Here is a 25,436-nt window from a genome sequence, read left to right as displayed (position 1 = left end):
CTTACAGTACCATGATCAAAAACCTGAAAGCATTATTGTTTGGATTACTTGTTGCACTTGTGTTGTGCGAAATTGTGTTGCGTATTTATAACCCATTCACCAATTTTACCAAGCAGGGAAAGTTGGTGTTGCCTGCTAATCAGCAAACAGTATTCGATAATCAATGGATCAAACAACTGGATACAAAGATCTGTTACAGCAGAAATGCATTAGGTTTTCGTGGGCCAATGCCGACTGATAGTATTCAAAAGCTCAACTCCATTATTACAGTTGGTGGCAGCACAACCGAGTGCCGTTTTTTGAGCGATAGTACGACATGGCCCTTTCTCCTAGGGGAAAAGCTGAAAGATTCAATACCCAACTTATGGGTGAACAATGCAGGTATTGACGGGCATTCCACCTTTGGGCATTTGTTGTTGATGAAGGAATACATCAGCAAACTAAAGCCGAAGTATGTGCTGTTGCTAACAGGTGTGAATGATGTGGAAACAGAGAAGCCCGAACAATTTGATCTGATGAATGAAAACAAATTGCAGTATGGTTCTGTAAAAGCATTCATTAAATCATTGCTCAATAAAACAGAGATCGGTGCAACTGTTTTTCAACTGTACAATATCCGTTCTGCCTATAAAAAGGGATTGATCCATAAAGATGTTGATTTTAAGCAATTGAGAGATACAACCTATACTACGGCATATATTCAGGAAGCTATTGCCAGGCAAAAGAATCACCTCATCGGTTATCATTCCAGATTACAGGAGATCATCAGTATTTGCAAAGCCAATCAAATTCAACCCATACTTCTTACACAACCATCTTTGTATGGCTCTTATACCGATAGTACTACCGGTATCAAAATGGATCTGAAGTTTCATGAAAGCAACCCCGGAAAAAATAATTTGTTGCAGGAGCAGGTGTTGGAAGAGTATAATAATGTTGTGCGTGCATTCAGCACGCAGGTAACTGTTATTGATTTGGCGAAGCTGATGCCGAAGAATACACTTTATTACTACGACTTTATACATTTTAATAAACAGGGAGCGGCTAAAGTGGCAGAGATATTAAATAAAGAGATAGAATCACGGATAACACAGATCAATACTGATCAATACTGATCAGAAATCCGTTTTCATCTGCACAAATCTGCGTCATCCGTGTTTCCATAATAGCTTATTTTGCACCCATGTACATTCTCGGCATTTCGGCTTTTTATCATGATTCTGCTGCAGCTATCCTGAAAGATGGCGAGATCATTGCCGCTGCACAGGAAGAACGTTTCAGCCGAAAAAAACACGATGCCGGGTTTCCTTCAAAAGCGGTTGTGTATTGTTTAAAGGAAGCAGGTGTAACAATCGATCAACTGGAAGCTGTTGTATTTTACGATAAACCACTACTGAAGTTTGAGCGCTTACTTGAAACCTATTATGCATTTGCACCAAAAGGATTTACTTCTTTTTTAATGGCAATGCCTGTATGGTTGAATGAAAAACTGTTTCTGAAAAAAATGATCCGTGATGAGTTGAAGAAACTTCAACCCTACGATAAAAAGAAACTGAAACTTTTATTTCCCGAGCACCATCTCAGTCATGCAGCATCGGCATTCTACCCATCGCCATTTGAAGAAGCAGCAATAGTAACAATTGACGGTGTAGGCGAATGGGCCACAACAACCATTTGCAAAGGCAACGGAAAAAACATCGAAATACTCAAACAACTCAACTTCCCCCACTCTGTTGGTTTATTGTATTCTGCGTTTACTTATTACTTAGGCTTTAAAGTAAACAGTGGTGAATATAAATTAATGGGCTTAGCACCGTATGGTGATCCATCCGCAGAACAAACAAAACAGTTCGTTTCTACCATTAAGGAAAAGCTTATAACGATTTATGATGATGGTTCCATTTATCTGGATCAACAGTATTTCAATTATGCCGTTGGTTTACGCATGGTAAAAGATAAAAAGTTTGAAACACTGTTCGGCTTTAAACGCAGAGGCGAGGAAGAAGAACTCACACAGCAACATTGTAGTCTTGCACTCGCCATTCAACAGGTAACGGAAGAAATTGTATTGAAACTTGCTGCACATGCAAAAGCAATTACAGGTTCAAAAAATATCTGTTTATCAGGCGGTGTGGCACTGAATTGTGTGGCAAACGGCAAACTACAAAACGCTAATCTCTTCGAAAATATGTTCATTCAACCTGCAAGCGGCGATGCAGGCGGTGCAGCTGGTTCGGCCTTAGCGGCACATCATATCTATTTTGAAAAAGAACGTATTGTCAGTTCAGCAATGGATGCCATGAAAGGTTCTTATCTCGGTCCTTCTTTTTCTACTGGTGAAATTGAATCAACCATTCAACAATACAAAGCGGTTGCAACTGCATTCAACAACAGAGATGAATTAAATAAAACAGTTGCAACACACATCAGCAATGGAAATGTAATTGGCTGGTTCCAGGGACGGATGGAGTTTGGTCCACGTGCATTAGGCAACAGAAGTATTATTGCTGATCCACGTAACCCGGAGATGCAAAAAAAACTTAATCTGAAAATAAAATACCGGGAAGGGTTTCGCCCGTTTGCCCCGGCTGCATTGTCAGAAGATGTACAGGATTATTTTGAATTAACTACTACATCTCCCTACATGTTGCTGGTTCAACCGGTGAAAAAAAATTTGCAGCATCCTGTACCGGCGAATTATCATCAACTCAACTTAACCGATAAATTATATTTTCAACGCAGCAGTTTACCGGCCGTAACACATATCGATTATTCGGCACGTGTGCAAACGGTGCACAAAGAAACCAATCCTGCTTTTCATTCGCTCATCACAGCATTTAAACAACAGACAGGTTGTGCAGTGTTGATTAACACGAGCTTTAATGTGCGTGGCGAGCCGGTTGTGTGTACTCCGCAGGAAGCGTATCAATGTTTCATGCGTACCGAAATGGATTATCTTGTTATCGAAAACTATCTTTTCAGTAAAAGCGATCAGCCGGCATGGAAAGAAAAAGAGGATTGGAAAAAAACACTAAAAGCTGATTAAACACACGGCTACATGGAACAGAAACCTTCACGTTTAAAACGGCTATTGTATTACATACTGTTGTGCCTGTTTTGCATGTTTTTAGTCGAAGCTTTTTTAAGCATAGCATTTCACTATAAATACGGCAATAACAAGTTAGCTATTGTCGATTTCTTTATAAGTGCAAAAAGCAGAGTTGTCAATTCCAAACTCAATGGACAGGAGTCGGAAGTACAGTTCCGAAACCAACAACTGATTCGTAATGGGAAAGCAGATGAACTAAGTAAAGAGATCGTACAGGAAATGGCTGCGGCAAATGCATTTGAATTCGATCCGTGGCTTCAGTTCCGTAATATAGATGTTACCTCAAAACATGTTAACACAACAGGCTTCATCAGAAAAAGTATTCCGTCGTTCGTAGCCAAAGGAATCGATACTTTTCGTGTCTGGTTTTTTGGAGGCTCCACCATGTGGGGATTTAATGTTACGGATGACGAAACCATTCCAGCTAAATTCGCCCAGTTATACAGTCAAGCTGCTAAATACAAAAAAAGCTTAGAGGTCTCTAACTATGGCGTACGATCTTATTATAGTTTCCAGGAAATGAAACTTTTGCAAGACAGACTTTTGTACGAGCAAACGCCTGATCTGGTTATTTTTTTGGATGGGTTGAACGATGTGGTCTTTTATCCTGCACCTTTACATAGAGAACCTTTTTACTCCGGTTTTTTGCGGGAGTACTTCAAAGGTAATTTTCCATTTGCAAGAGGGAAAAATGTAACTGACTCCATTGAAAGATATTATATAAAAGATCAAAACCGATCTGCAAAAGAAAAAGCAAACATTTTATTAAACAATTACAGCTTAACAACCGAAACAGTAAGCCGAACCGCAAAAGCATACGCATTTAATACGTTGTTTGTATGGCAGCCAGTACCCTATTATAATTATTCCAACCAATTAAAAGATCCTTTTTGTGATAAAGACTCGTTTCCTGTATATGCGTTTTTGAACCCGGCTATAGAAACGAATTTCAAAAAAATGAACAACAGTTTATACCTTGCAAACATGCTGGATGGGAGTGTTCGCTTCCCATTTATTGATCGGGTTCATTATTCACCAGAAATGAACACAGCAATTGCTGACAGTATTCTGCAGAAAATTGACAGTTTGCTAATAAACTAAACTATGCTCGAATTCTTAAAAGACATGTGGGCCTTTTTAAAAGTGCGCAAGAAATGGTGGTTGGCCCCGATTATTATTGTTATGCTCTTGCTGGGCGTATTGCTCATTTTCGGCGGTAGTTCTGCCGTTGCACCATTTATCTACTCCTTATTTTAATGAAGTGGAAGGCAAAACATACTTCACTGCTTGTTATTGCACTCGGTTTTGGCGTATTCTTTCTTTTGTTTAAAAAAGAGTGGATGCTCATTCCTGTCGGCATCAGCACCATTGGTTTTATTGTCGGGCCTGTTGGCGAATACATTCACCTGGGCTGGATGCTTTTAGCCAAAGTGCTGGGTTATATCAATAGCCGCATCCTGTTAAGTATTATTTTTTTCGTGATTCTTACGCCCATTGCACTCCTCATGCGGCTGCTGGGTAAAACCCAGTTTGTAAAAAAAGCCGGTGCTCAACAATCGCTGTTCAACAGCCGTAATCACCTGTACAACAAGCAAGACCTGGAGCAACCCTTCTGACAACTCATAACTGTTAGTAAAATCGGCCAAAATTTGGGTGAAAAAATCCCTCAAAATTTTTCCTGTAACCGTACATTTGCACCGCAATGGCAAATACGATCCTTCACAACGAATCCATTCCATCTCAACGTAAAAAAATTATTGTTCTCGGCAGTGGCCCCAACCGTATCGGTCAGGGTATCGAGTTCGACTACTGCTGTGTACATGGTTTGCTCGCCATCAAAGAATGTGGCTACGAGGCAATCATGGTGAACTGTAACCCCGAAACGGTTAGTACCGACTTCGATATGGCTGACAAGCTGTATTTCGAACCGGTGAACTGGGAACATCTCTGGGAAATTATTGAGCTGGAACAACCTTACGGCGTCATCGTACAGTTGGGCGGACAAACAGCGCTCAAGCTCGCAAAACGTCTGCACGAAAAAGGAATCCGCATCATCGGTTCTTCCTTCGACAGTATGGATATTGCCGAAGATCGTGGCCGTTTCAGCGATCTGTTGAAAGAACTGGAGATTCCTTATCCAAAATACGGTACAGCCTACACTACCGACGATGCCATTGAGGTAGCGAAAGAAGTGGGTTATCCTGTACTGGTTCGTCCCAGTTATGTATTGGGCGGTCAGCGTATGCGGATCGTTATTAACGAAACCGAGCTGGAAAGTGCGGTATTAAGCCTCATCAAACATTTGCCCGGCAATAAAATCCTCATCGATCATTTCCTCGATCGTTGCCAGGAAGCCGAAATTGATGCCATTTACGATGGTGAAAATTTCCACGTAATGGGTGTAATGGAACATATTGAGCCGGCCGGTATCCACAGTGGCGATAGTCATGCTGTGTTACCTGAGTTCAACCTTACGCCGCTGGTTGTTGCAACCATGGAAGAGTACGCAAAGAAAATTGCGAAAGCATTGAAAATACAAGGTCTCATCAACATTCAGTTTGCGATTAAAGATGGCAAAGTGTATGTAATTGAAGCCAACCCACGTGCCAGCCGTACTACGCCGTTCATTGCAAAGGCCTACCAGATCCCTTACCTCAACATTGCTACCAAAGTAATGATGGGTGTAAACAAACTCACCGACTTTACATTTGAGAAAAAGCTCACAGGTTACGCCATTAAAGAACCGGTGTTCAGCTTCAGCAAATTCCCGAACGTAAACAAAGAGCTTGGACCTGAAATGAAGAGTACGGGTGAAGCCATCCGTTTTATTAAAAATCTGCGTGATCCTTACTTCCGTCAGTTGTATAAAGACAGAAGCATGTATCTCAGTAAATAAATTTTCAACTCCGCACTTGTTGCGGAGTTTTTTATTGCTGCCGGGAAGGCGGAAAGACGAAAAGAAAAACTTACTGCCTTCCCGTCTTTCCGGCTCTCTATTTTTTTTGATACCAGCTGCAGCATTTCATAGCATCAACTGTTGCGTCGCACTCTTATACTTCATTGCAAAACGCAGCTATTCTTCTTAACTTAGAAAAATGAACAACAAAGAAGTACAATCGATCATCACAAACCTCGAACGAGTGTTAACCGGCCAGCCCTGGTATGGCGAAGCAGTGATGCCCATGCTGCGGAAAATTCATCCGGCAGTTGTGTATATCAATCCCAAGAACTCGCATGCAGCTATTGAAATATTGTATCACATGATCACCTGGGCGGAGTTTACATTAAGCCGTGTGCAAAAGAAACAGGATTACGATTTAAAAACTGCAGAAGAAATGGATTGGCGCATCATTGATCCGAAAGTACATACATGGGCAAAAGCATTGGATGAGTTTGAACAGCTACACAAACAACTCGTTGCCGAACTGCAAACAAAAGACGATGCTTTCCTAAATGAAATGGTTGATTACCGTGAATACAATTTTCGTTTCCTGCTCAATGGATTGATACAGCATAATATTTATCATTTAGGTCAAATAGCATTTTTGAAAAATTTATTAGGGGAATAATATCTCTCACTCCTGTCCGCCGTAAGCCATGCAGGCGGAGATTACACGGAGATACAAAGAAAAAATCCGTGCTTATCTGAGAAATCCGTGAGCAACCACTTGCATTTCTAACCTGCTGTTTTTATCTTACTGTAAAGCAGCTAACACCCATGATCCCCTTCTGGAAAAACATCCCTTTCCTCCGCATCTTCGTTCCGCTCAGTGCAGGTATTTTAGGTGGCTGGTATTTTTCTTTGCATTGGCAAATAGCTTTAATAGCTGCAGTAATTGCTCTTCCTGTTTATCTCTTTTTTCAGTTTAGTGGCCAGCGCAACAAATTTTATCATGGCTGGGTCAATGGCATTACTTTCAATATTCTTTTTATTGCATTCGGTATCGCATTAAACTGGTTCAATCAACTACCCCATCAACCAAACTGGGCCGGGCATTTTTACAAAGAAGGCAATGTGGTACAACTGCGTTTACTCGAACCATTAAGTGAGCGTGAGAAAACATACAAAGCACTTAGTGAAATCAGTGTTGTCTATCATCAACAAAAAGCAAGAAAGGTAAAAGGCAGGGCGATGATCTATTTCCGCAAGGATAGTATTGCGCCTTCTTTACAATATGGTGATGTGATTCTTGTACGCAGCAACTTACAGGAAATAAAAAATGCAGGTAATCCCGGCGGGTTCGATTATAAGCGTTATGCGTTGTTCAACGGCATCACTCATCAGCTCTTTGTCAAATCAAACGAGTATAACAAGTTACCGCAACAGCAAACAGCGTTCTTCTGGAAAACGATGTACAATGCACGGAGTTATATTCTGCAAACCATCCGCAAACATGTAGCCGGCGATATGGAGCAAAGCATAGCCGAAGCGTTGCTCATTGGTTATCGTGATGATCTTGACAGAGACTTGGTACAGGCATACAGCAACACCGGCGTGGTACACATTATTGCAGTAAGTGGTATGCATCTTGGATTGATCTATGGTTTGCTCATGTTCCTGTTCAAACGGTTCAACCGCAACAGGCGCATGAAACTCATCCGGGCCATTCTGGTAATTGTGTTGCTTTGGTTGTTCAGTTTATTAACAGGCGCCAGTGCATCGGTATTAAGAGCAGTAATCATGTTCACCGTAATTATTGGTGCAGAACTGCTCGACCGTAAAGGAAATATTTACAACAGCATGGCGGCATCTGCAGTTGCACTCTTACTCTTTAATCCATTTTTGTTGTGGGATGTTGGCTTTCAGTTATCCTATGCAGCTGTATTGAGTATTGTACTCTTTATGAAACCCATCTACAACTGGTTTGCAATTCAAAATAAATTACTCGATGGATTGTGGAAGCTGAATGCATTAACCCTATCTGCACAAATATTAACGCTACCGCTTTGCATGTATCATTTTCACCAGGCTCCCACATTGTTTCTCATCACCAACTTAATTGCTGTACCGTTATCGAGTTTGGTTTTGTATGTCTTGATCTTTTTAATGCTCGTTTCACCAATTACTGTACTGGCGAATGCAACTGGTTGGCTCATTACAAAAATGCTCTGGATCATGAACCAGTTTATTCTCTGGGTCGATCATTTTACGTTTGCAGTAGTGGATGGTATTCAACATGCACCTGTTCAAACCATTTTACTGTACGCCATCATAACAGCAGCAGGCATCTGGCTCATTGAAAAAAATAAAACTGCATTGCGTTGGCTGCTCGGCTGCATCGTTTGCTTCTTTGCAGTGCAATCGTTCTACCGTTACCAGACAATACAGCAACAAAAACTGGTGGTGTACAATTTATCGCAGCACACAGCGATCGATTTTATGCTGGGCGATCAATATTACTTCGCCGGCGATTCTGTTTTGCTGCAGGATGGTTTCCTGCGCAACTTTCACCTCAAACCTTCCCGCATTGCACACCGCACCTATCATCAGCCAAACCTCAACACAAACAAAGTGTGGACCATCAACCATAAAACCATCCTTCACATCAACCAATCATACCGCTACGATTCTACTAAAAAGATTACTGCCGATGTGGTGATCATCTCCCAAAATCCCAAACTCTACCTCAACCAATTACAGAAAACAATCAACTGTAAGCTGCTGGTGTTCGACAGTTCCAACCCGCAATGGAAGCTGAAATACTGGAAAGCCGATTGCGAAAAGCTCGGCATTAACTATTTCTGCACAAGTGAGCAGGGCGCTTTTGTGATGAACCTGTAGAGGCTTACCTTTGCGCCTTCTTAAAGTCTTGCCACAAAGAACTCAAGCTCCGGCACATTCTTTTCTTCGTGCCGCTTCGTGACTTAAGTGCCTTTGTGGCCAAAATCAATCACATTTATGAAGAAAATTCAATCGGCACTCATCTCAGTTTTTTACAAAGACGGTCTTGATTCATTGGTAAAGCTCCTCCACGAGCAAAATGTAACCATTTATTCAACCGGCGGCACCCAGCAGTTTATTGAAAAACTCGGCGTTCCGGTAGTGCCTGTTGAAAATTTAACCAGCTACCCTTCTATTTTGGGTGGCCGAGTAAAAACATTGCACCCTTCTGTATTCGGCGGTATCCTCGGCAAGCGTGACGATGAACAGCATTTAGCTGAAATGAACCAATACAATATCCCTGAAATGGATCTGGTGATTGTTGATCTGTATCCGTTTGAAGAAACGGTTGCTTCAACAACCGATGAAAAAGCAATCATTGAAAAAATTGATATCGGCGGACCATCGATGATCCGTGCCGGTGCAAAAAATCATAAAGACGTAGTGGTATTGGCAGCGAAGAAAGAATATGCCGTGTTGGAAAATATTCTGCGTGAGCAAAACGGTTCAACAACTTATGAACAACGTCGTGCGTTTGCCATCAAAGCATTTGATGTGTGTACTGCATACGACACTGCTATCAGCAACTACTTCCATCAATCCGCTGTTGAAACACCTTTCAACAAAGATGAAAAGATCATGCGTTATGGTGAGAACCCTCATCAAAGTGCACGTTTCTTCGGCAACCTTGATGAACTGTTTACCCAATTAAACGGTAAAGAACTTTCATACAATAACCTGGTTGATGTGGATGCAGCGGTGCAACTCATCAAAGAATTTACAGAAACTACGTTCGCTATCATCAAACACACCAATGTATGTGGTGTGGCGCAACGTGCAACAGTAAAAGACAGCTGGGATACCGCACTTGCAGGCGATAACGAAAGTGCATTTGGTGGTGTGTTGGTTTGCAATGGCGAAATTGATAAAGCAACGGCTGACGCCATCAACGAAATTTTCTTTGAAGTATTAATCGCTCCTTCGTTTGCTGCGGATGCATTGGAAGTATTGAAGTCGAAGAAGAACCGCATCTTGTTACAACTGAAAGCACAACCAAACGTAATAGAGCAATACAAATCTATTCTCAACGGTGTGTTGGTACAAGGTGTAGATGAAGGCAATTACACCGAATGGAAAGAAGCCGGTGGAAGAGAAACAACGGCTGCAGAAAAAGAAGACCTGGCATTTGCCAACCTCATCTGCAAACATTTAAAATCGAATGCCATTGCATTGGTGAAGAATAAACAACTGGTGGGTAAAGGTTGCGGACAAACAAGCCGTATCGATTCGCTTCGTCAGTCTGTTGAAAAAGCAAAACAATTCAATTTCGATCTGAATGGTGCGGTGATGGCGAGTGATGCGTTCTTCCCGTTCAATGATTGTGTGCAGTTAGGTCATGCAGCAGGTATTGTTGCATTCATTCAGCCGGGTGGTTCTATCCGTGACAATGATTCAATCGAATACTGTAAACAAAATAACCTGGCAATGGTAATTACAGGTATGCGGCACTTTAAACACTAATGGATATCGGAATAATTGATAATTCATAAGTACGGAATCATTATCAGCTATCCATTATAAAATTATCAATTGAACTTTTGAAGAAACCCAGTTTCAATAAAACAATTACAACAGCAACTGACACTGTAAAGAGTCTTTCTGTCTTCAATCCTTTAACCATTCATAAAAAAGGAACAAGGGCAAAAGCATTGTTTGCACTGGCAGTTGTTTGTGTGTTGTGGGGTACCACATGGATCGCTTCAAAAGTTGGTGTGCAGCACATGTCGTCTGCATTGCAACTTTCCGGTATGCGGCAATTGCTTGGAGGACTTTGCTACATGATTTTCTTTATTGCAAAGGGCGCACAATTCCCCAGAGGTAAAGAACTCGTTCCATTGCTGATTCTTTCATTACTGAACTTTGTATTAAGCAACGGGCTCAGCACATGGGGATTGAAATATATTTCATCGGGACTTGGCGCCATTATGGGCGCCATCTTTCCGTTGTGGATCGTTATCATTAATCTCTTTGGTTCAAAAGAAAAAATTCCGGCAAAAGCATTGCTGGGTTTAATGATCGGTTTTGCTGGTGTATGTGTGATCTTCTATGAACACCTTCAGGATTTCTTTGATCCCAACTTCCGCTTTGGTATTTTGATCTCACTGATTGCAACCTGGACATGGGCATTCGGTTCGCTCTACACCAAAAAACAAGCAGCGAATTTTAATCCTTATTTCGGTTTAGGTTTTCAGATGGTGATTGCAGGTGCTGCTTTGCTGGGCATATCTACAACCGATCCCAACTTTACGCCGTTTACTCAAATTGCATGGCAGGCTTGGGCTGCTATCGGTTACCTCGTTTTGTTCGGATCAGTGATTGCCTTTGTGTGTTACTTGTACGCATTGCAAAATCTGCCAACGGAACAAGCCAGCATATATGCGTATGTGAATCCTGTGGTGGCGGTGTTGTTTGGTGTATTGCTGTTTGATGAAAAAATATCTGTTCCATTGGCAACCGGCGGATTGGTTGCGTTGCTGGGTGTTTATCTCGTAAACAAAGCGTACAAGAAAACGGCAGAGGAGCAACGAGATGTGATGGATGCATAGTTTATTTACTTTCCTTTTTGATCACAACATATCTGAACCCAACCCACAATTCAGGCTTTAAATAAGATTGCCTTTTTGACCAGTCGCATTCAAGAAGCGTCTGTTTGAAGCTTCCTCCTTTTGCGATGTTCTTTTCCTGAACCATTTCAGAAACGTTACCCTTTATGTGAATAAGGCCACAACTACTCTTGTAAGAGTCGTAAATACTTAGTAATCGAAAATCATCATTACAACAGTAACTTTTTTGTTGAAATTTTCTTGACAAAACCGACTCTCTTATAACCTTATCAGCGGTGTTATAAATTTCCAAGGGCTTCTTATTATTACCCAGTTTATTCTCACATGAAGCAATATACTCCCATTCACTTTCTGAAGGCAATCTGTAAGTGTATTGATAACCGTTTTTGAATTTAGAACGAACTTTCAAATTAACCCAATCACAAAATGCTACGGCTTCTTCATAAGAAACACCTACAACAGGGCACCAACTGTATTCCGGATTTAAAAAGTAATCTGAAGGAATACCACCAAATCGCCTAGAAACTGATTTCCAATAAAGAGAATCTCTCTCAAAATATTTCCTCTCTGCCTTACTCATTGAAGTCCCTTTTTGAGATTCAAATAGGAATAGCTTCCATTGATAAAGAGTGACTTCGCTGATTCCAGCATAAAGAGTATCATTAATTTTCACCATTGTAGGATCCCGTAAGTCAGGAAGATCGACCAGAGAAAGACTACAAAGTAAAAGTGGGATGGCAATAAGCATTTTCATTCACTAATATTCAAAAAAAATCATCTAATAAAAAAGAATAATCAAATTTTCAATCCAATTAATACATTTTCGCTGATAACAAAATGCTTACTTATTTTTGATACATGGCGGAAGAAAAGATAAGCCTCAATAAATACATCAGTGCTACAGGTTATTGCTCACGACGGGAAGCCGATAAACTGATTGAACAAGGTCGTGTTTCCATTAACGAAAATGTAGCGTTACCCGGTGCAAGAGTAAATCCCGGCGATAAAGTTTTTATTGATGACGAACTGCTGAAAGTGAAACCGGCTTCAAAAAACAACTGGTTTATCATGGCCTTTAATAAACCGGTGAACATTACTTCCACAACGGATGAAAAAGACCGCAGCAATATCATCCGCTACATCAATCATCCAAAACGAATCTTTCCGATTGGTCGTTTAGATAAAGATTCTGAAGGATTGATTTTCCTAACCAACAACGGCGATATCGTTAACAAGATTCTACGTGCAGGGAACGAACACGAGAAAGAATACATTGTGACGGTTGATAAAAAACTTACTCCCGATTTTGCTGCTAAGATGAGCAAAGGTGTGCACATACTCGGCACTACCACACTGCCGTGTAAAGTGCGTACCATCAGCAGCAAAACATTCTCGATTATTCTTACACAAGGATTGAACCGACAGATACGTCGTATGTGTGAAGTGTTTGGTTACGAAGTAGTGAGTTTAAAACGCATCCGCATTATGCACATCAAGCTAGGTAACCTTGCTGTTGGTAAATGGCGCTACTTGAGCGAACCCGAAATGCAGGAGATGATGAAGATGCTGGAAGGTTCGAGGAATGAGCAATAGTATTGTCAATCCGCGGCACGAGGAATCTGCTCACCATTTGCACTGCTTTCGGGAGATCCCTCCTTCGTCGGGATGACAGCAGCGATGAACTTTTCATACATCTCTCTCCATCCCTTAAACATCGGCTCTGTTGCCAACATGTGATTATGAAAAGTGGTAATGAACGTACCGTTTACCTTTCGCACTTCTGCACAAAGCTGTTGCATCTCTTTTAATGCTTCCTCAGGGGATTGATGCAGTTCGTAAAATGAATTGGCTTCCATGTATGCAAACGGATGTACACGCAAAGCCGTTGTTTCTTCTTTCTCCAGATCGTACCACAAAAAAGAATGTGAAGTGGATGCACGGAAACCATTCACTGTTCCATAGCCCATGCTGTATTCATCTGTAAATCCATTTGCAATAAGTGTACGATAAGAATGCGGCAGATGAAACTGGATATAATGATTACGTGTTGCCGTAACCTTTTTTCTGCTGATCACTTGCAGTAGTTCTTTTTCCTGCTTCAACAAAGTTTCGTTTGTTACACTTTGTGTGGATGGATGAAGTGCAACCGTTGTATTTTCAGCTGTTGCACAAATGAGTTGCTGCAATGCAGCTTTCTTTGGTGAAATATTTTTATCGTACTCGCTGTTGCGTTCTGCAAGCAGGAAAAAATAAATCGCTTGCAATCTATATTGCTTATGCAATTGTTTTAGCCAATCGTATGCATCGTACGGATCTTTTTCTTTTCCGGTGATTACACGCAGACGTTTACCAATTGTTGACGGATGCTTTAATAAGCCGCCGATTGTTTTCAACCATCCCTTGTGTTTGTAACTCCAGGCAATGTCGATATCGTAAGTAGGGAGAACGGTGAATGGTGAGTGGTGAATGGTGAATGAAGAGAACTTTGCTTTTAGTTTCTCCTCAAATTTCATCAGCCAACTATCTATGAGCGGCTGATGCAAGAATTCTTCTTTCCATGCTAAAGCATTCCAATGTGCATAGCGGCCATATTCATCAGGTTCATATTCCAGGTATTCTTCGTAACGGGTGATGAGATAAAACGCAGCAGCAAACACATCAAATCCTAGATCGTCTTCAGTTTGAAAGAATGCTTTCACTCCTTCCCATTCAAAACAACTGATGCATTGCTTGCGAATAACCTGTTGCTGTAACAGGCCGGTTGATTGAACAAAAAATCCATCTGTTGAAATACGTTCTTCGCAGTATTGCAGTTTAACAGCAGTGCTTTGCTTGAATGTTTCTGCATCATCTGTTACAGCTACTTCAATCTGCCAACATTCATGCAGCAATTGAATAATGTAACTGATGCGGGGCGTGATATGCGGTGTATAAACAAGCATGTTTGAATTTACTGCCCGTTTCGTTCACGCCAAAGTTGATTGAAACTTTTTTCAGGAAACTGCATGGGGCCACGGTGGCGTGTCCAGTCTTTTACGAATGTATTGATCATCCAGCTACGCATTTTACTGCTGCCGGTATTCATGAGTTTGCGGCTCATCGATACTTTTTTCCAAACCTTCCATGCCATGCGTTCGCCAAAGGAAACAAAGCCATCTTCTACTGCTTCGTACCGATTTTCTAATAACAGTTCGTGCAGGCTAATACGCATCGGGCAAACTTCTGTACAGTTGCCGCATAACGATGATGCGTAGCTGAGATGTTTGTATTCGCCGAGATCTTTGAGGTGTGGTGTAATGACTTTCCCGATCGGGCCACTGTACGTTGTACCGTAACTATGTCCACCAATATTTTTATAAACAGGACAAGCATTTAAACAGGCGCCGCAACGGATGCAGTATAAACTCTCTCTCGTCTTTGGATTCTTCAACACATTTGTCCTGCCATTGTCGAGTAAAATCACAATCATTTCTTCGGGACCATCTTTTTCTCCAGGTTGTTTTGGTCCGAGAATGATGCTGTTGTATACGGTTACATTTTGTCCTGTTCCGAATGTTGCCAACAAAGGCCAGAACAAACCAAGATCGTTGATGCTGGGTAATACTTTTTCAATACCCACAATTACAATATGTGTTTTTGGAAAAGCACAACTCAATCTTGCATTGCCTTCGTTTTCGGTAACAGCAACGCCGCCAACATCAGCTAAAATAAAATTGGCACCTGTTACACCCACTTCGGCCTGCACATATTTTTCACGGAGAATTTTGCGTGCCGTTAGTGTGAGTTGCTCCGGTGTTGCTTTCGGATCAGTGCCGAGTTTTTCTGCAAACAGCTTCGCTACATCTTCCTTGCTTTTATGCATGGCCGGTGTAACAATATGGTAAGGCGGTTCATCATCGAGCTGCTGAATGTATTCACCGAGATCTGTTTCCACACTTTCAATATTGTGCTTACCTAAAAATTCGTTGAGATGAATTTCCTCCGTCACCATGCTCTTGCTCTTCACCAATGTTTTGCAATTGCGTGCTTCGCAAATCTTTAAAATTTCATCGCAGGCCTGCTTTGCATTTTCGGCCCAGATGACTTTACCGCCACGGCGTGTAAACTGCAGTTCAAATTCTTCCAGTTGCTGATCGAGTGTTTCCAATGCACGCCACTTCACATTCTTTGCACGTTCACGTGCAGTAAGCAGCTGCGTAAACTGTTGCTTACCCTCAGGCACTTTTGCATTGTACTTACCAATGTTGAAATTGATGGTACGCCTGTGATCGAGATCAGCAGCTTTAATGGTACTCTTAGCAATAAATTTATCTGCAGTCTGGCTCATTGATTAAAGTTACTTCTTTGCTTCTTTTGATGCGTAATACTGGTCGGCAATTTGCGTAAGCACTTCATAAAAATCTTCGCCGTATTTGCGAATGAGTGCTTCTTTCAAAAACACATATACCGGCACTTTCAACTTCTGTCCGTTTACACAACCGGGATTACACATCGGGTCTCTCGGTTCGTAGTTTACATATTGCTGTTCGGTATTTTTGCTCTTGCTGATTTTGATGGGATACAGATGACAGGAGATGGGTTTCTTCCACTGCAGTTCACCGGCATAGTATTGTTGTTCGAAAGCACACTTCACAATTCCTTTTTCGTCTACCAAACCATAGGCGCACATACCATTGCTGATGGTTGGAGTTACCCAGCCAAATTCCTGGTCGTACTGGTACAGGCCGTTTTGTTCAACTACTTTTCTGCCCTCTTCGGTAATGAGGTGTTTGATCTTTTCGTACCCATTGATCACTTCCTTTAACTCATCGTTTGTAAGAGGCGCCCCTGCATCGCCATCCACACAGCAACCACCTTTACATTTGTTGAGGTCGCACACAAATTGTTCCTCCACCACTTCATCACTGATGTAGATTTCATCAATTACTATCATGCCGCAAAGATACGGCCGCAGAACAAAAACTTAAGAGAGAGAATTGCAGGTTTAGTTACGCCACTTCAGCGTTTCAATCAAATGCTGCATATCCTTGTACAAAAATTGCTCCACCGGTTTAATGGAATCGTAGTTCGGCGTTGCATCGAAGTAGAGTGCACCACGAAGGAAATGCCTTGCACTATCGGTTACAAAAAACTGTTTACCCGTTGCTGCATTACCACCCACATCAAAAATAAATCCGTTAACACCGGCACCGCCTTTCACGGGTATTTCATCGATGGAGGTTGCTTTTAAACTGTGTTTACTGGTCATCTTAAATGCATCCTGCACCAGCACATCAAATTTATTGGTGCCACCAATTGTTTTGTAGCTGATGTGCATACGGCCGGCAAAATCCGGAAAATCCAGATTTACCCAATAGGGATTTTCTGCTTTCGCTTCAAAGAAGGTACTATCCTTCAATACTTTGCTGTAAACAGGATATTCAAAAGTGTAGGGGTAACCAGGCTCATCGAATAACACATATTTTTTTTCAGGAAAATCGATATTGAAATATCCTTTAGGGCGTGGTCTGGGATCGGAATTACACGCAACAAAAACTATAAGCAAACTGATGATATTAAAAGTACGTAGTACAAAGTACGAGGCCCGTAAATGCAGTTGTTTCATCTTAATCAATCATTGGTTTAATCGTCACTTTCACTTTTTCAATACGGTTGCGGCTTACTTCCAAAACGGCAAATTGAAAATCGCCTGTTTCAAGCACATCATTTACACGGGGCAGTCGCTCTGCGAGTTCCAGTATTAACCCGGCAAGCGATTCACTTTCGCCTTTTACAGCATCGAACGTATCTGCAGGAAGATTCATTATACGGCACACATCGTGTACCATCGTTCGTCCTTCGAAGAGATAATTGCTTTCATCGATTTTTTTGTTGATGCTTTCATCTTCATCAAACTCATCTTTAATATCGCCGATAATTTCTTCCACTACATCTTCCATGGTTACAATGCCGCTTGTGCCGCCAAACTCATCTACCACTACTGCAAAGTGAATACGCTTCTGCTGAAACTCTTTCAGCAGATCGTCAATCAACTTATGCTCAGGAACAAAAAATGGTGTACGCATGAGTTGCTGCCAGTGAAACCCATCGGCATCATTTACATGCGGCAATAAATCTTTTGTTTGCAGTATCCCTACAATTTCATCCAGGTTGTTTTTATACACCGGTACCCGGCTGTAATGAAGTTCCTGAAGACGTTTAATTACATCTGTAAAGGAAGAGTTATAATCGATACCGCTTACATCCAGCCTCGAACGCATGACTTGTTTTACGGTAATGTTGCTGAAGTTTTGAATACCCTTTAAGATTTGCTTTTCCTCTACAGTTGCTTCTTCTTCACTCATCAGATCAATGGCATAATCCAGTTCTTCTGATTTATAAGAAGAAGTTTGATGACGTGTAATTCGCTTTTCAATACTATCGGAGTAACCGGCAAGCCAGCTACCGGTTGATTTAAACAGCGGATAAACCAAAGCATCAATCCACCAGCTGGCAAAGTATGCAAAGAAGGTATTGTTTTGCGATGCCCACACTTTTGGCAGTATTTCGCAGAACAACAAAATGAAAGCTGCTATAACCAATGCTTTCACAATCATTTCTGCCCAGAATATTTTATGCTGCAAACCAAAACCTTCGTCTACCAGGTAGTTGGTGAGAAAAACGATACCAAGATTGAAGATAACATTGGCTGAAAGTAAACTGGCCATCAACACTTTTGGCTCTTCCAAAAGGTTTACAATACGTCTCGATGGTGCATCGGATTTTGTTTTAATGACATTCAAATCTTTATAGCGCAGCGAAAAAAACGCAACTTCAGCCCCGCTTACTACAAACGATAAAAAAAGTAATAACAGAAAAACCAGTATCAATACTGTAAGTAACTGGCTGTTTATTGCAAGTAAAACCGGTTTGAGAAATAATAAATTGACTGCGTGGTGATAGTCCAAAACATCAAAATTAGGTGAACAATATGCCGCTTTGGGGCAAAAATAAACAACCCATTGATATTTCCTAAAAAGGAAGATCTACGCTGGGTTCACCAATTGGTGGAATATCATCGCCATGATAGCCGGATAAAGGATCAGGACCTTCTACCTTGCCGGTACCATCAGTACGTTTATCCAACATAATCAGGTTATCGCCTACCACTTCGGTTGCATATTTTTTTACACCTTCTTTGTCTTCCCAGCTGCGTGTTTTCAAACGCCCTTCAATGTAAACAAGACTTCCTTTGTGCAGATATTTTTGCGCAAGTTCTGCCAGTCCACGCCAAAGCACAACGGTATGCCATTCTGTTTGGCTTACCAGCTTTCCTGTTCTGTCTTTAAATGTTTCGGTTGTTGCCAAAGGAAACTTTGCTACGGCGATATTGCCTTCCAACACCTGTACATCAGGTTCCTTTCCTAAATTGCCTATCAGCATTACACGGTTAACTCCTCTCATACAATAAAATATTTAAGTGCAGAATGTGTAAATCAGGTTCTAAACGCTTTTATCGTTCCTTCTAAATTACGTTTTTTGCTTTACTGTTGTATGCCTGCCTGCAAATAATTCGAGAATACCGGCTTTAAAAAAATCATTTAACAATTTCGGAAAAGGTAACTGCTTCACTTCGTCGGCTGTTTTCCATTCCCAGCTATTTGCAGGTGTGTGTTTGCTGTTTACATGTACCAGCTGTGCATTTCCCCAAATAAGCTGATGACTCAACTGTTGCTTGATTGCTTTAGTGGTTGCAATAACGTTGTACGTTTGATTTATTTTTTGTTCATTTAACCACAGTTCAGTTACAGTACCTTTTGCTTCCTTCCATTCTTTTTCAGATGAAAACTCCTGGTTGGGAAACTCGTACAAATTACTCCACACATCTTTTGCGGTGCGTTTCTGCACAGCAATTTTATTATGCTGCATAATGATGTAAAACGTAAACCACCTCTTCCTGATTTTTATTTTCTTTTCTTTTACAGGCAGTTCGTTTACTCTTTGCTGGTTATATGCAATACAGAACGATTGCATGCTGCAGTTTTTGCAATCGGGCAAATCGGGTTTACACACAGTTGCACCAAAATCCATAATGGCCTGGTTGTAAGCTGCCGGATTTTTTACATCCAGGCAATCGTTTGCCAGCTGTTGAAACTGTTTTTTTCCTGCGGTGCTGTCTACTGCAGTTTCAATGCCAAAAACACGGCTTAATACCCGGAACACATTGCCATCAACCACAGCATGCGGTAATCCAAAACCAAATGATGCAATGGCAGCTGCTGTATAAGGGCCAACGCCCTTCAACTGAAGAATTGCGTCGAAACTGTCGGGGAATTTTCCGTTTAACTCAAAGGCAATGTATTGGGCTGTATGGTGCAGGTTGCGGCAACGGTTGTAGTACCCCAGCCCTTCCCAGTATTTATAAACTTCTTCAAGCGGAGCATTGGCCAAGTCGGTTATTGTTGGGTAAGCAGCAGTGAATCGCTCATAGTATTTCCAGCCCTGCTCGGCCCTTGTTTGCTGCAGAATAATTTCACTTAACCAAATACGATAAACATTTTTTTCCTCCTTCCACGGAAGCTCCCGCTTATTTTCGGAGGTATGCCACTTTACTAACTTTTGCCTGAATTTGGTTGATTGCTCCATGCTGCTTTAGAACTGTATTAAACAAACAATATGCAAAATAGCATAAAGTGACAGAACACGTAAAACCACTTATTGTTCATAATCAACCAGTTCTGAAAGATTTTTTATCCAATATGTTTCATTTTTTGAATTTTATTCAGGATATTAGTCTTAATTATCACAACCCATAAACTTTTACCCATGAGAAAAGCAGATCTCGTGAATCAAATCTCAGAAAAAACAGGCATTCCTAAAGTGGATGTTCTAGTTACCCTTGAAACCATGTTTAAAGAGGTGAAAGATTCCCTTTCTGCAGGTCAGAACATCTATATCAGGGGGTTTGGCAGCTTTATTACCAAGAAAAGAGCAGCAAAAATTGGCCGCAACATCAAGCGTAACACAGCCGTACATATTCCGGAACATTATATTCCTGCTTTTAAACCGGCAAAGGAGTTTGTGCAGGAAGTAAAAAGCCGCTACACAGGTGGAGGCAGCTCGGAGAACGAACCCGATGATTCTGAAGACTAATTCTGCAGAGAGCTAACAAATGCTCCCATCTTGCCTTAGCTTTGCAGCTCTAAATTATTCGTGTGAGCAGGCAACAACTTTTATATGTAACTGCTGCTATAACAGCAGTTTTTCTTTTGTTCTTTTTTGGAAGAACGGTTCCTAAAACCCACGTTGATGATCATGCAGGCCATGATCACAGCAAAACAGCAGCCCCTCCTTCTGCCAACACAGGAAATGTGGCACTCGATTTTCCTACGATGTTAGGCTTGGCCAAAAAACGCTTAACGGCAGCGCAACTTCAGAAAGTAACCGAATGGGAAAATTCAGTGGTTCGTGGCGACGTAAAAAATCAGCAAATAAAGGTTTACAGAACCATGTCTGCGTTCTGGATGGATACCATCGGCGCCTTTGTGCCGTATGCCAAATATCTCGGTGAAGCAGCTAAGTTGGAAAATTCGGAGAAAAACCTCACCTTTGCAGCCCATTTGTTTTTAAGGGAGGCACAGTCTGTATCGGAACAACCGTTACAAATATGGCTGGCCAAGGAAGCAAAAGAGTTATTTGAAAAGGCATTAGAAGTTAATCCGGCGAACGATTCAACGAAAGTTGGCTTGGGCAGTACCTACTTTTTTGGTGGTGCAGGTAATGAACCACCTATGAGAGGAATTGCATTGATAAGGGAAGTAGCAGAAAAGAATCCGGATGACAGCTTTTCGCAATACATGTTAGGTATTGGTTCAACCATCAGCGGACAATGGCCAAAAGCTATTGAACGATTTGAAAAGGTTTTAGCCTTAGAACCTCAAAACCTGGAGCTGATTTTACGATTAGCCGACACGTATGAAAAAAGCGGAGACAAGGCTAATGCAAAAAAGAAGTACGAGTTGTTTTTACAAACAGTAAAATCACTCGAAACACAAGGCAAATTCAAGAGCAATCCTGAAATGCTGAAACAAATTGAAGACCACATTAAATTATTATAACCCTATTTTTTAACGAACGTAAATAGTATTAAACATGCCTTGCGGAAAAAAGAGAAAGCGTCATAAAATTGCGACGCACAAGCGTAAAAAACGTCTTAGAAAGAACCGTCATAAGAAGAAGAACAAATAAGATCTTCTGAAATTGAACGGAGTCCCGCCTTTTAGTCGGGACTCTGCTTCGCTATGGCCATTGCAGAAATCTGTCTGCTTGCTTGTATACATTTGTTTACAGTGGTCCCTTCCTTCTGATCAGGTGAAGTAGTATAGTTCAATTTTAAAAGACGTTTTAGTGAATAAGGAACTGATCATCAATTCAGCCCCAACCGGGGTTGAAATTGCATTGTTAGAAGATAAGAAGCTGGTAGAACTGCATCAGGAAAGTCTTGATACCAGTTTTACTGTTGGCGATTTGTACTTGGGAAAAGTAAAAAAGCTTGTACCTGGTATGAATGCTGCATTTGTGGATGTTGGTTTTGAGAAAGATGGCTTTCTTCATTACACCGACCTGAGCCCCTATGTCCGCTCCCTGCTGAAGTTTACAGCACTTTCCATTACAGACAAAAGCGAAAGCATCAGTGATTTCAGCAAGTTTCAAACCGAAGCTGAAATTATTAAAACAGGAAAAATTGGCGAAGTCCTCAACGGAAAGCCAAACATTCTTGTACAAATTCTGAAAGAGCCGATTGCAGCAAAAGGCCCACGCCTCAGTTGCGAAATTTCATTACCCGGCCGCTTTGTAGTGCTTACACCGTTTAACGACATCGTAGCTGTATCCCGTAAAATACATTCAAGCGAAGAGCGCAAGCGTTTACAAAAGATTGTAGAATCCATCCGCACCAAAAACTTTGGTGTTATTGTACGCACTGCTGCAGAGGGAAAGAATACTGCCGAACTCCACGAAGATCTCAACAACCTCATTACCATGTGGCAGCAGATTCAGCGCAATCTTAAAAATGCTGTTGCTCCTGCAAAAATTTTGGGCGAAACGGATAAAACTACCAGCATCCTTCGTGATTTACTCAATGCCGATTTTAATCGCATTGTTGTAAATGATAAAAATATTTATAACGATGCGCTCAGCTACATTCAGAAAGTAGCTCCGGATAAAGCTGATATTGTTACGTTTTATCAGAATGGTTCGCCCATTTTCGACAACTACGGTATTACCAAGCAGGTGAAAGCTTCGTTTGGCAAAACAGTGAATCTTGCCAGTGGTGCGTACCTCATTATTGAGCATACGGAAGCATTGCATGTTATTGATGTTAACAGCGGCTACAAAAGTGTAAGCGCCAACCAGGAAGAAAATGCATTACAAACAAACCTTGAAGCTGCAGAAGAAATTGCCAGGCAATTGCGTTTGCGTGATATAGGTGGCATTATTGTCGTAGACTTTATTGATATGAAGTTGCCCGACAATAAACGCAAACTTGCTGAATCAATGGAAGAGTTCATGCGTGCAGACAGAGCCAAGCATGCAATTCTGCCCATCTCCAAGTTTGGTTTGATGCAGATTACAAGGCAGCGTATGAAGCCTGAAGTGAACATCAACACCCAAGAGGTTTGTCCAAGCTGTAACGGTACAGGAAAGGTTTCATCAACATTAATACTGGAAGATGAAATTGAAAAGAACATCAGCTACCTCGTTATGCAAAAGCATAAAGAACTGCTGATTGCTGTACACCCGATTATGGAAGCTTACTTACGCAAAGGTTTCCCATCGAAGCGAATGAGATGGAGCTGGAAATACAAACAAAAGATCAAGATAAAAGCAAATACATCTTATCACCTTACTGAATATCATTTTTTTGATAACCACGAAGAAGAAATTAAACTCTAAATAAAAAAGGTTGATCTCTTGATCAACCTTTTTTATTGCGTTATAATGCGGCTATCATACTTATTTCTACATTCACGTTTTTGGGTAGCCCTTTTACTGCAACAGTTTCACGTGCCGGAAAAGCCCCTTCAAAGTACTTACCGTAAATTTCATTTACTTCTGCAAACAGATTCATATCTGTAAGGAAGATGGTTGTTTTGACTACATTATTAAAAGTAATACCTGCTTCCTGCAAAATAGCTTTCAGATTATGCATCACCTGGTGTGTTTCGGCCTGTATATCGGCGTTGTTCAACTCGCTTGTCCCGGGTTTAATACAAACCTGCCCGGAGATAAATAAAAAACCACCGGCTGCTACTGCCTGGTTATATGGACCGATCGGTGCCGGTGCCGTTTCTGTTTGAATAATTTTCTTTTCCATCATACCACAAACATACTCCTTTGGCAAGAAAAAAAGCAAGTTGCCAAGCTTCGCTTAAATTTGTGGCAATGAATATTTTGCTCATCAGTTCAGGCATCTGCAATACACTTTTTGGAAAATCATTTCCGTTCGATGGTTTTCAATGCCACACAAAGCAGGAGGTAAAAGCTGATGACATTGCATTTGCAGACTTTATTATTGATTTGGATTTTGAAGAGAACCCGCAGCGAATCAACCTCTATCAGCCCCTTAACAAACCCGTGCTCATAGGTTCAGTGGTTCATACACTGAAAGACCTGGCAGTTCAGCCACAACAACCCATTGCACGTTTTAATCACTGGCCAGTTTTTATTAACAGACCGGTTGTGGAATTTGCTGTTCATCCCAGCCATCGGTCGTTATTCGAAGACATCTTTCAACAGTTATCCGTATCGTTTTATAGTACTGCAGATACACCTGGTTTTGTAAGTGCCCGTACAGTAAGTATGATCATTAATGAAGCCTTTCTTGCAAAAGAAGAAAAGGTATCTGCCGAAACAGAAATTGATACCGCCATGCAGTTAGGAACCGGATATCCGATGGGGCCATTTGAATGGAGCAAACAAACAGGCGTAAAGCGAATTGCTTCTTTGCTGCAAAAACTTTCAGCTACCGATCAACGATATCAACCTGCATCATCTCTTTTAAACCAATTATAAGAATGGCTTTGTTGCTTTGCATCGATTCGTCCACAACCCATGCATCCGTTGCTGTTGCAAAAGATGCAGTTCTGCTTGGCATCAAAACAAGTGCATCGCAAAAAGAGCATGCCTCCTTTTTACAGCCCGCCATTCAAAATCTGCTGCTTGAACTGGGTCAGGAGTTAAAACAATTAGATGCTATTGCGGTTACTACAGGTCCTGGTTCTTATACTGGATTGAGGGTTGCAATGGCAACAGCGAAAGGACTCAGCTTTGCTTTAAACATCCCATTAATTGGCATACCAACAACACTTGTTATGAGTGCTGCTGCCCGTGAACAGCTTACAGAAGAAGCGGGATTTGTACTTTGTCCGATGATTGATGCCCGCAGAATGGAGGTCTTCACTGCCATTTATTCCCCCCAACTGGAACTATTGTCTCCCATAACCCCAAAAGTACTGGATGCAGGTTCATACGAACAGGAACTGGCGAAAACACCCGTTTACTTTTTTGGTGATGGAGCCGCTAAATGGCAGAATATCTGCACCAGCACCAATGCTCGTTTTATTTCAACTAATTGGAATTCAAAGCATATGATAGCAATTAGTGAGCGATATTACAGCCAAAAACAATTCCTTTCACTCGCATATTCTGCGCCGGAATACGGCAAAGGATTTCACTTTGGAAATCAGTAAACTATGTCTTTTACGACTATGATTTCCGTAAATTTACGGTTAGTTTTACGGTTCGATATATAAGAAAAATTACGAACCCAACCCACAAAACA

At 41.3% G+C, this 25,436-nt stretch carries 25 protein-coding genes; 16 read left to right on the top strand and 9 right to left on the bottom strand.

The genetic code is table 11. The features are described 5' to 3' along the window. Window positions 1–11 precede the first annotated feature (11 nt). From IQ13_RS07940 to IQ13_RS07900, 10 genes are all read left to right on the top strand, one after another. Window positions 12–1,115, top strand: a complete 1,104-nt coding sequence (locus IQ13_RS07940) for an SGNH/GDSL hydrolase family protein (protein WP_144885723.1) — start codon at window positions 12–14, stop codon at window positions 1,113–1,115. Window positions 1,116–1,183: 68 nt separating this feature from the next. Next, window positions 1,184–3,046: a carbamoyltransferase family protein gene (locus IQ13_RS07935; protein WP_144885721.1), complete on the top strand. Its 1,863-nt coding sequence runs from the start codon at window positions 1,184–1,186 to the stop codon at window positions 3,044–3,046. A 12-nt stretch (window positions 3,047–3,058) separates the two neighbouring features. After that, complete coding sequence (locus IQ13_RS07930) at window positions 3,059–4,210, top strand: SGNH/GDSL hydrolase family protein (protein WP_144885719.1); 1,152 nt, start codon at window positions 3,059–3,061, stop codon at window positions 4,208–4,210. Window positions 4,211–4,213: 3 nt separating this feature from the next. Continuing rightward, window positions 4,214–4,366 carry a DUF5989 family protein gene (locus tag IQ13_RS21475; RefSeq protein ID WP_199758210.1) on the top strand — a complete coding sequence of 51 codons (153 nt, stop codon included), beginning with the start codon at window positions 4,214–4,216 and terminating at the stop codon, window positions 4,364–4,366. Further along, window positions 4,366–4,725, top strand: coding sequence for an SxtJ family membrane protein (locus IQ13_RS07925; protein ID WP_144885716.1), 360 nt, complete (start codon window positions 4,366–4,368; stop codon window positions 4,723–4,725). Before IQ13_RS21475 ends, IQ13_RS07925 begins: the two co-directional genes overlap by 1 nt. A gap of 86 nt (window positions 4,726–4,811) precedes the next feature. Continuing rightward, complete coding sequence (locus tag IQ13_RS07920; protein WP_144885714.1) at window positions 4,812–6,005, top strand: carbamoyl phosphate synthase preATP-grasp domain-containing protein; 1,194 nt, start codon at window positions 4,812–4,814, stop codon at window positions 6,003–6,005. Between the two features lie 199 nt (window positions 6,006–6,204). Continuing rightward, window positions 6,205–6,678 (top strand): DinB family protein, encoded by a 474-nt coding sequence (locus IQ13_RS07915; RefSeq protein WP_144885711.1) that lies wholly within the window; start codon window positions 6,205–6,207, stop codon window positions 6,676–6,678. Between the two features lie 149 nt (window positions 6,679–6,827). Continuing rightward, complete coding sequence (locus IQ13_RS07910; protein WP_144885709.1) at window positions 6,828–8,891, top strand: ComEC/Rec2 family competence protein; 2,064 nt, start codon at window positions 6,828–6,830, stop codon at window positions 8,889–8,891. A gap of 117 nt (window positions 8,892–9,008) precedes the next feature. Continuing rightward, window positions 9,009–10,511: a bifunctional phosphoribosylaminoimidazolecarboxamide formyltransferase/IMP cyclohydrolase gene (purH, locus tag IQ13_RS07905; protein ID WP_144885708.1), complete on the top strand. Its 1,503-nt coding sequence runs from the start codon at window positions 9,009–9,011 to the stop codon at window positions 10,509–10,511. Between the two features lie 77 nt (window positions 10,512–10,588). Continuing rightward, entirely contained in the window at window positions 10,589–11,596 is a 1,008-nt protein-coding gene (locus IQ13_RS07900; protein ID WP_199758209.1) for a DMT family transporter, read from the top strand. Between the two features lies 1 nt (window position 11,597). Here the strand turns inward: IQ13_RS07900 and IQ13_RS07895 are convergent, their stop codons facing one another. Continuing rightward, complete coding sequence (locus IQ13_RS07895) at window positions 11,598–12,368, bottom strand: formylglycine-generating enzyme family protein (protein ID WP_144885706.1); 771 nt, start codon at window positions 12,366–12,368, stop codon at window positions 11,598–11,600. Between the two features lie 104 nt (window positions 12,369–12,472). Between IQ13_RS07895 and rluF the strand changes: the two genes are divergently transcribed. Then, window positions 12,473–13,207: a 23S rRNA pseudouridine(2604) synthase RluF gene (rluF, locus tag IQ13_RS07890; RefSeq protein ID WP_144885704.1), complete on the top strand. Its 735-nt coding sequence runs from the start codon at window positions 12,473–12,475 to the stop codon at window positions 13,205–13,207. A 5-nt stretch (window positions 13,208–13,212) separates the two neighbouring features. Here rluF and IQ13_RS07885 read toward each other — a convergent pair whose 3' ends face one another. The 7 genes from IQ13_RS07885 to mutY all read right to left on the bottom strand — a co-directional run bounded on the left by IQ13_RS07885 (window position 13,213) and on the right by mutY (window position 20,239). Beyond that, window positions 13,213–14,556 carry a polysaccharide deacetylase family protein gene (locus IQ13_RS07885; RefSeq protein WP_144885702.1) on the bottom strand — a complete coding sequence of 448 codons (1,344 nt, stop codon included), beginning with the start codon at window positions 14,554–14,556 and terminating at the stop codon, window positions 13,213–13,215. 8 nt (window positions 14,557–14,564) lie between these two features. Then, window positions 14,565–15,941, bottom strand: a complete 1,377-nt coding sequence (locus IQ13_RS07880) for a LutB/LldF family L-lactate oxidation iron-sulfur protein (protein WP_144885700.1) — start codon at window positions 15,939–15,941, stop codon at window positions 14,565–14,567. A 9-nt stretch (window positions 15,942–15,950) separates the two neighbouring features. Further along, entirely contained in the window at window positions 15,951–16,547 is a 597-nt protein-coding gene (locus IQ13_RS07875) for a DUF3109 family protein (protein WP_144885698.1), read from the bottom strand. Between the two features lie 51 nt (window positions 16,548–16,598). Beyond that, a complete protein-coding gene (gene gldD / locus IQ13_RS07870; protein WP_144885696.1) occupies window positions 16,599–17,219 on the bottom strand; it encodes a gliding motility lipoprotein GldD in 621 nt (206 codons plus the stop codon). A 1-nt stretch (window position 17,220) separates the two neighbouring features. Then, complete coding sequence (gldE, locus tag IQ13_RS07865) at window positions 17,221–18,561, bottom strand: gliding motility-associated protein GldE (RefSeq protein ID WP_144885694.1); 1,341 nt, start codon at window positions 18,559–18,561, stop codon at window positions 17,221–17,223. Between the two features lie 64 nt (window positions 18,562–18,625). Then, window positions 18,626–19,057, bottom strand: coding sequence for a single-stranded DNA-binding protein (locus IQ13_RS07860; RefSeq protein ID WP_144885692.1), 432 nt, complete (start codon window positions 19,055–19,057; stop codon window positions 18,626–18,628). 66 nt (window positions 19,058–19,123) lie between these two features. Further along, window positions 19,124–20,239: an A/G-specific adenine glycosylase gene (gene mutY / locus IQ13_RS07855; RefSeq protein WP_144885690.1), complete on the bottom strand. Its 1,116-nt coding sequence runs from the start codon at window positions 20,237–20,239 to the stop codon at window positions 19,124–19,126. A 180-nt stretch (window positions 20,240–20,419) separates the two neighbouring features. On the opposite strand from mutY, the gene IQ13_RS07850 reads away from it, so the two are divergent. The 3 genes from IQ13_RS07850 (at window position 20,420) to IQ13_RS07840 (ending at window position 23,548) form a co-directional block, all read left to right on the top strand. After that, complete coding sequence (locus IQ13_RS07850; protein ID WP_129131188.1) at window positions 20,420–20,746, top strand: HU family DNA-binding protein; 327 nt, start codon at window positions 20,420–20,422, stop codon at window positions 20,744–20,746. A 62-nt stretch (window positions 20,747–20,808) separates the two neighbouring features. After that, on the top strand, window positions 20,809–21,711 hold the full coding sequence (locus IQ13_RS07845) for a tetratricopeptide repeat protein (RefSeq protein ID WP_144885687.1): 903 nt from the start codon (window positions 20,809–20,811) through the stop codon (window positions 21,709–21,711). A 289-nt stretch (window positions 21,712–22,000) separates the two neighbouring features. Beyond that, window positions 22,001–23,548 carry an Rne/Rng family ribonuclease gene (locus IQ13_RS07840; RefSeq protein ID WP_144885685.1) on the top strand — a complete coding sequence of 516 codons (1,548 nt, stop codon included), beginning with the start codon at window positions 22,001–22,003 and terminating at the stop codon, window positions 23,546–23,548. 40 nt (window positions 23,549–23,588) lie between these two features. Here the strand turns inward: IQ13_RS07840 and IQ13_RS07835 are convergent, their stop codons facing one another. Then, on the bottom strand, window positions 23,589–24,008 hold the full coding sequence (locus tag IQ13_RS07835; RefSeq protein WP_317129339.1) for a RidA family protein: 420 nt from the start codon (window positions 24,006–24,008) through the stop codon (window positions 23,589–23,591). Between the two features lie 29 nt (window positions 24,009–24,037). Here IQ13_RS07835 and IQ13_RS07830 point away from each other — a divergent pair, with 29 nt between their 5' ends. Continuing rightward, window positions 24,038–24,667, top strand: a complete 630-nt coding sequence (locus IQ13_RS07830) for a 3-hydroxyacyl-CoA dehydrogenase family protein (RefSeq protein ID WP_144885683.1) — start codon at window positions 24,038–24,040, stop codon at window positions 24,665–24,667. 2 nt (window positions 24,668–24,669) lie between these two features. Further along, the gene (tsaB, locus tag IQ13_RS07825; protein WP_158637349.1) at window positions 24,670–25,344 is read left to right on the top strand and encodes a tRNA (adenosine(37)-N6)-threonylcarbamoyltransferase complex dimerization subunit type 1 TsaB; all 675 of its coding nucleotides are present in this window, start codon (window positions 24,670–24,672) and stop codon (window positions 25,342–25,344) included. The last annotated feature ends 92 nt before the right edge of the window (window positions 25,345–25,436 follow it).

This window comes from Lacibacter cauensis, assembly GCF_007830055.1.
GTDB lineage: Bacteria > Bacteroidota > Bacteroidia > Chitinophagales > Chitinophagaceae > Lacibacter > Lacibacter cauensis.
Note: the sequence above shows the minus strand (reverse complement) of the source record. Positions and strands in the feature narration are given on the sequence as shown.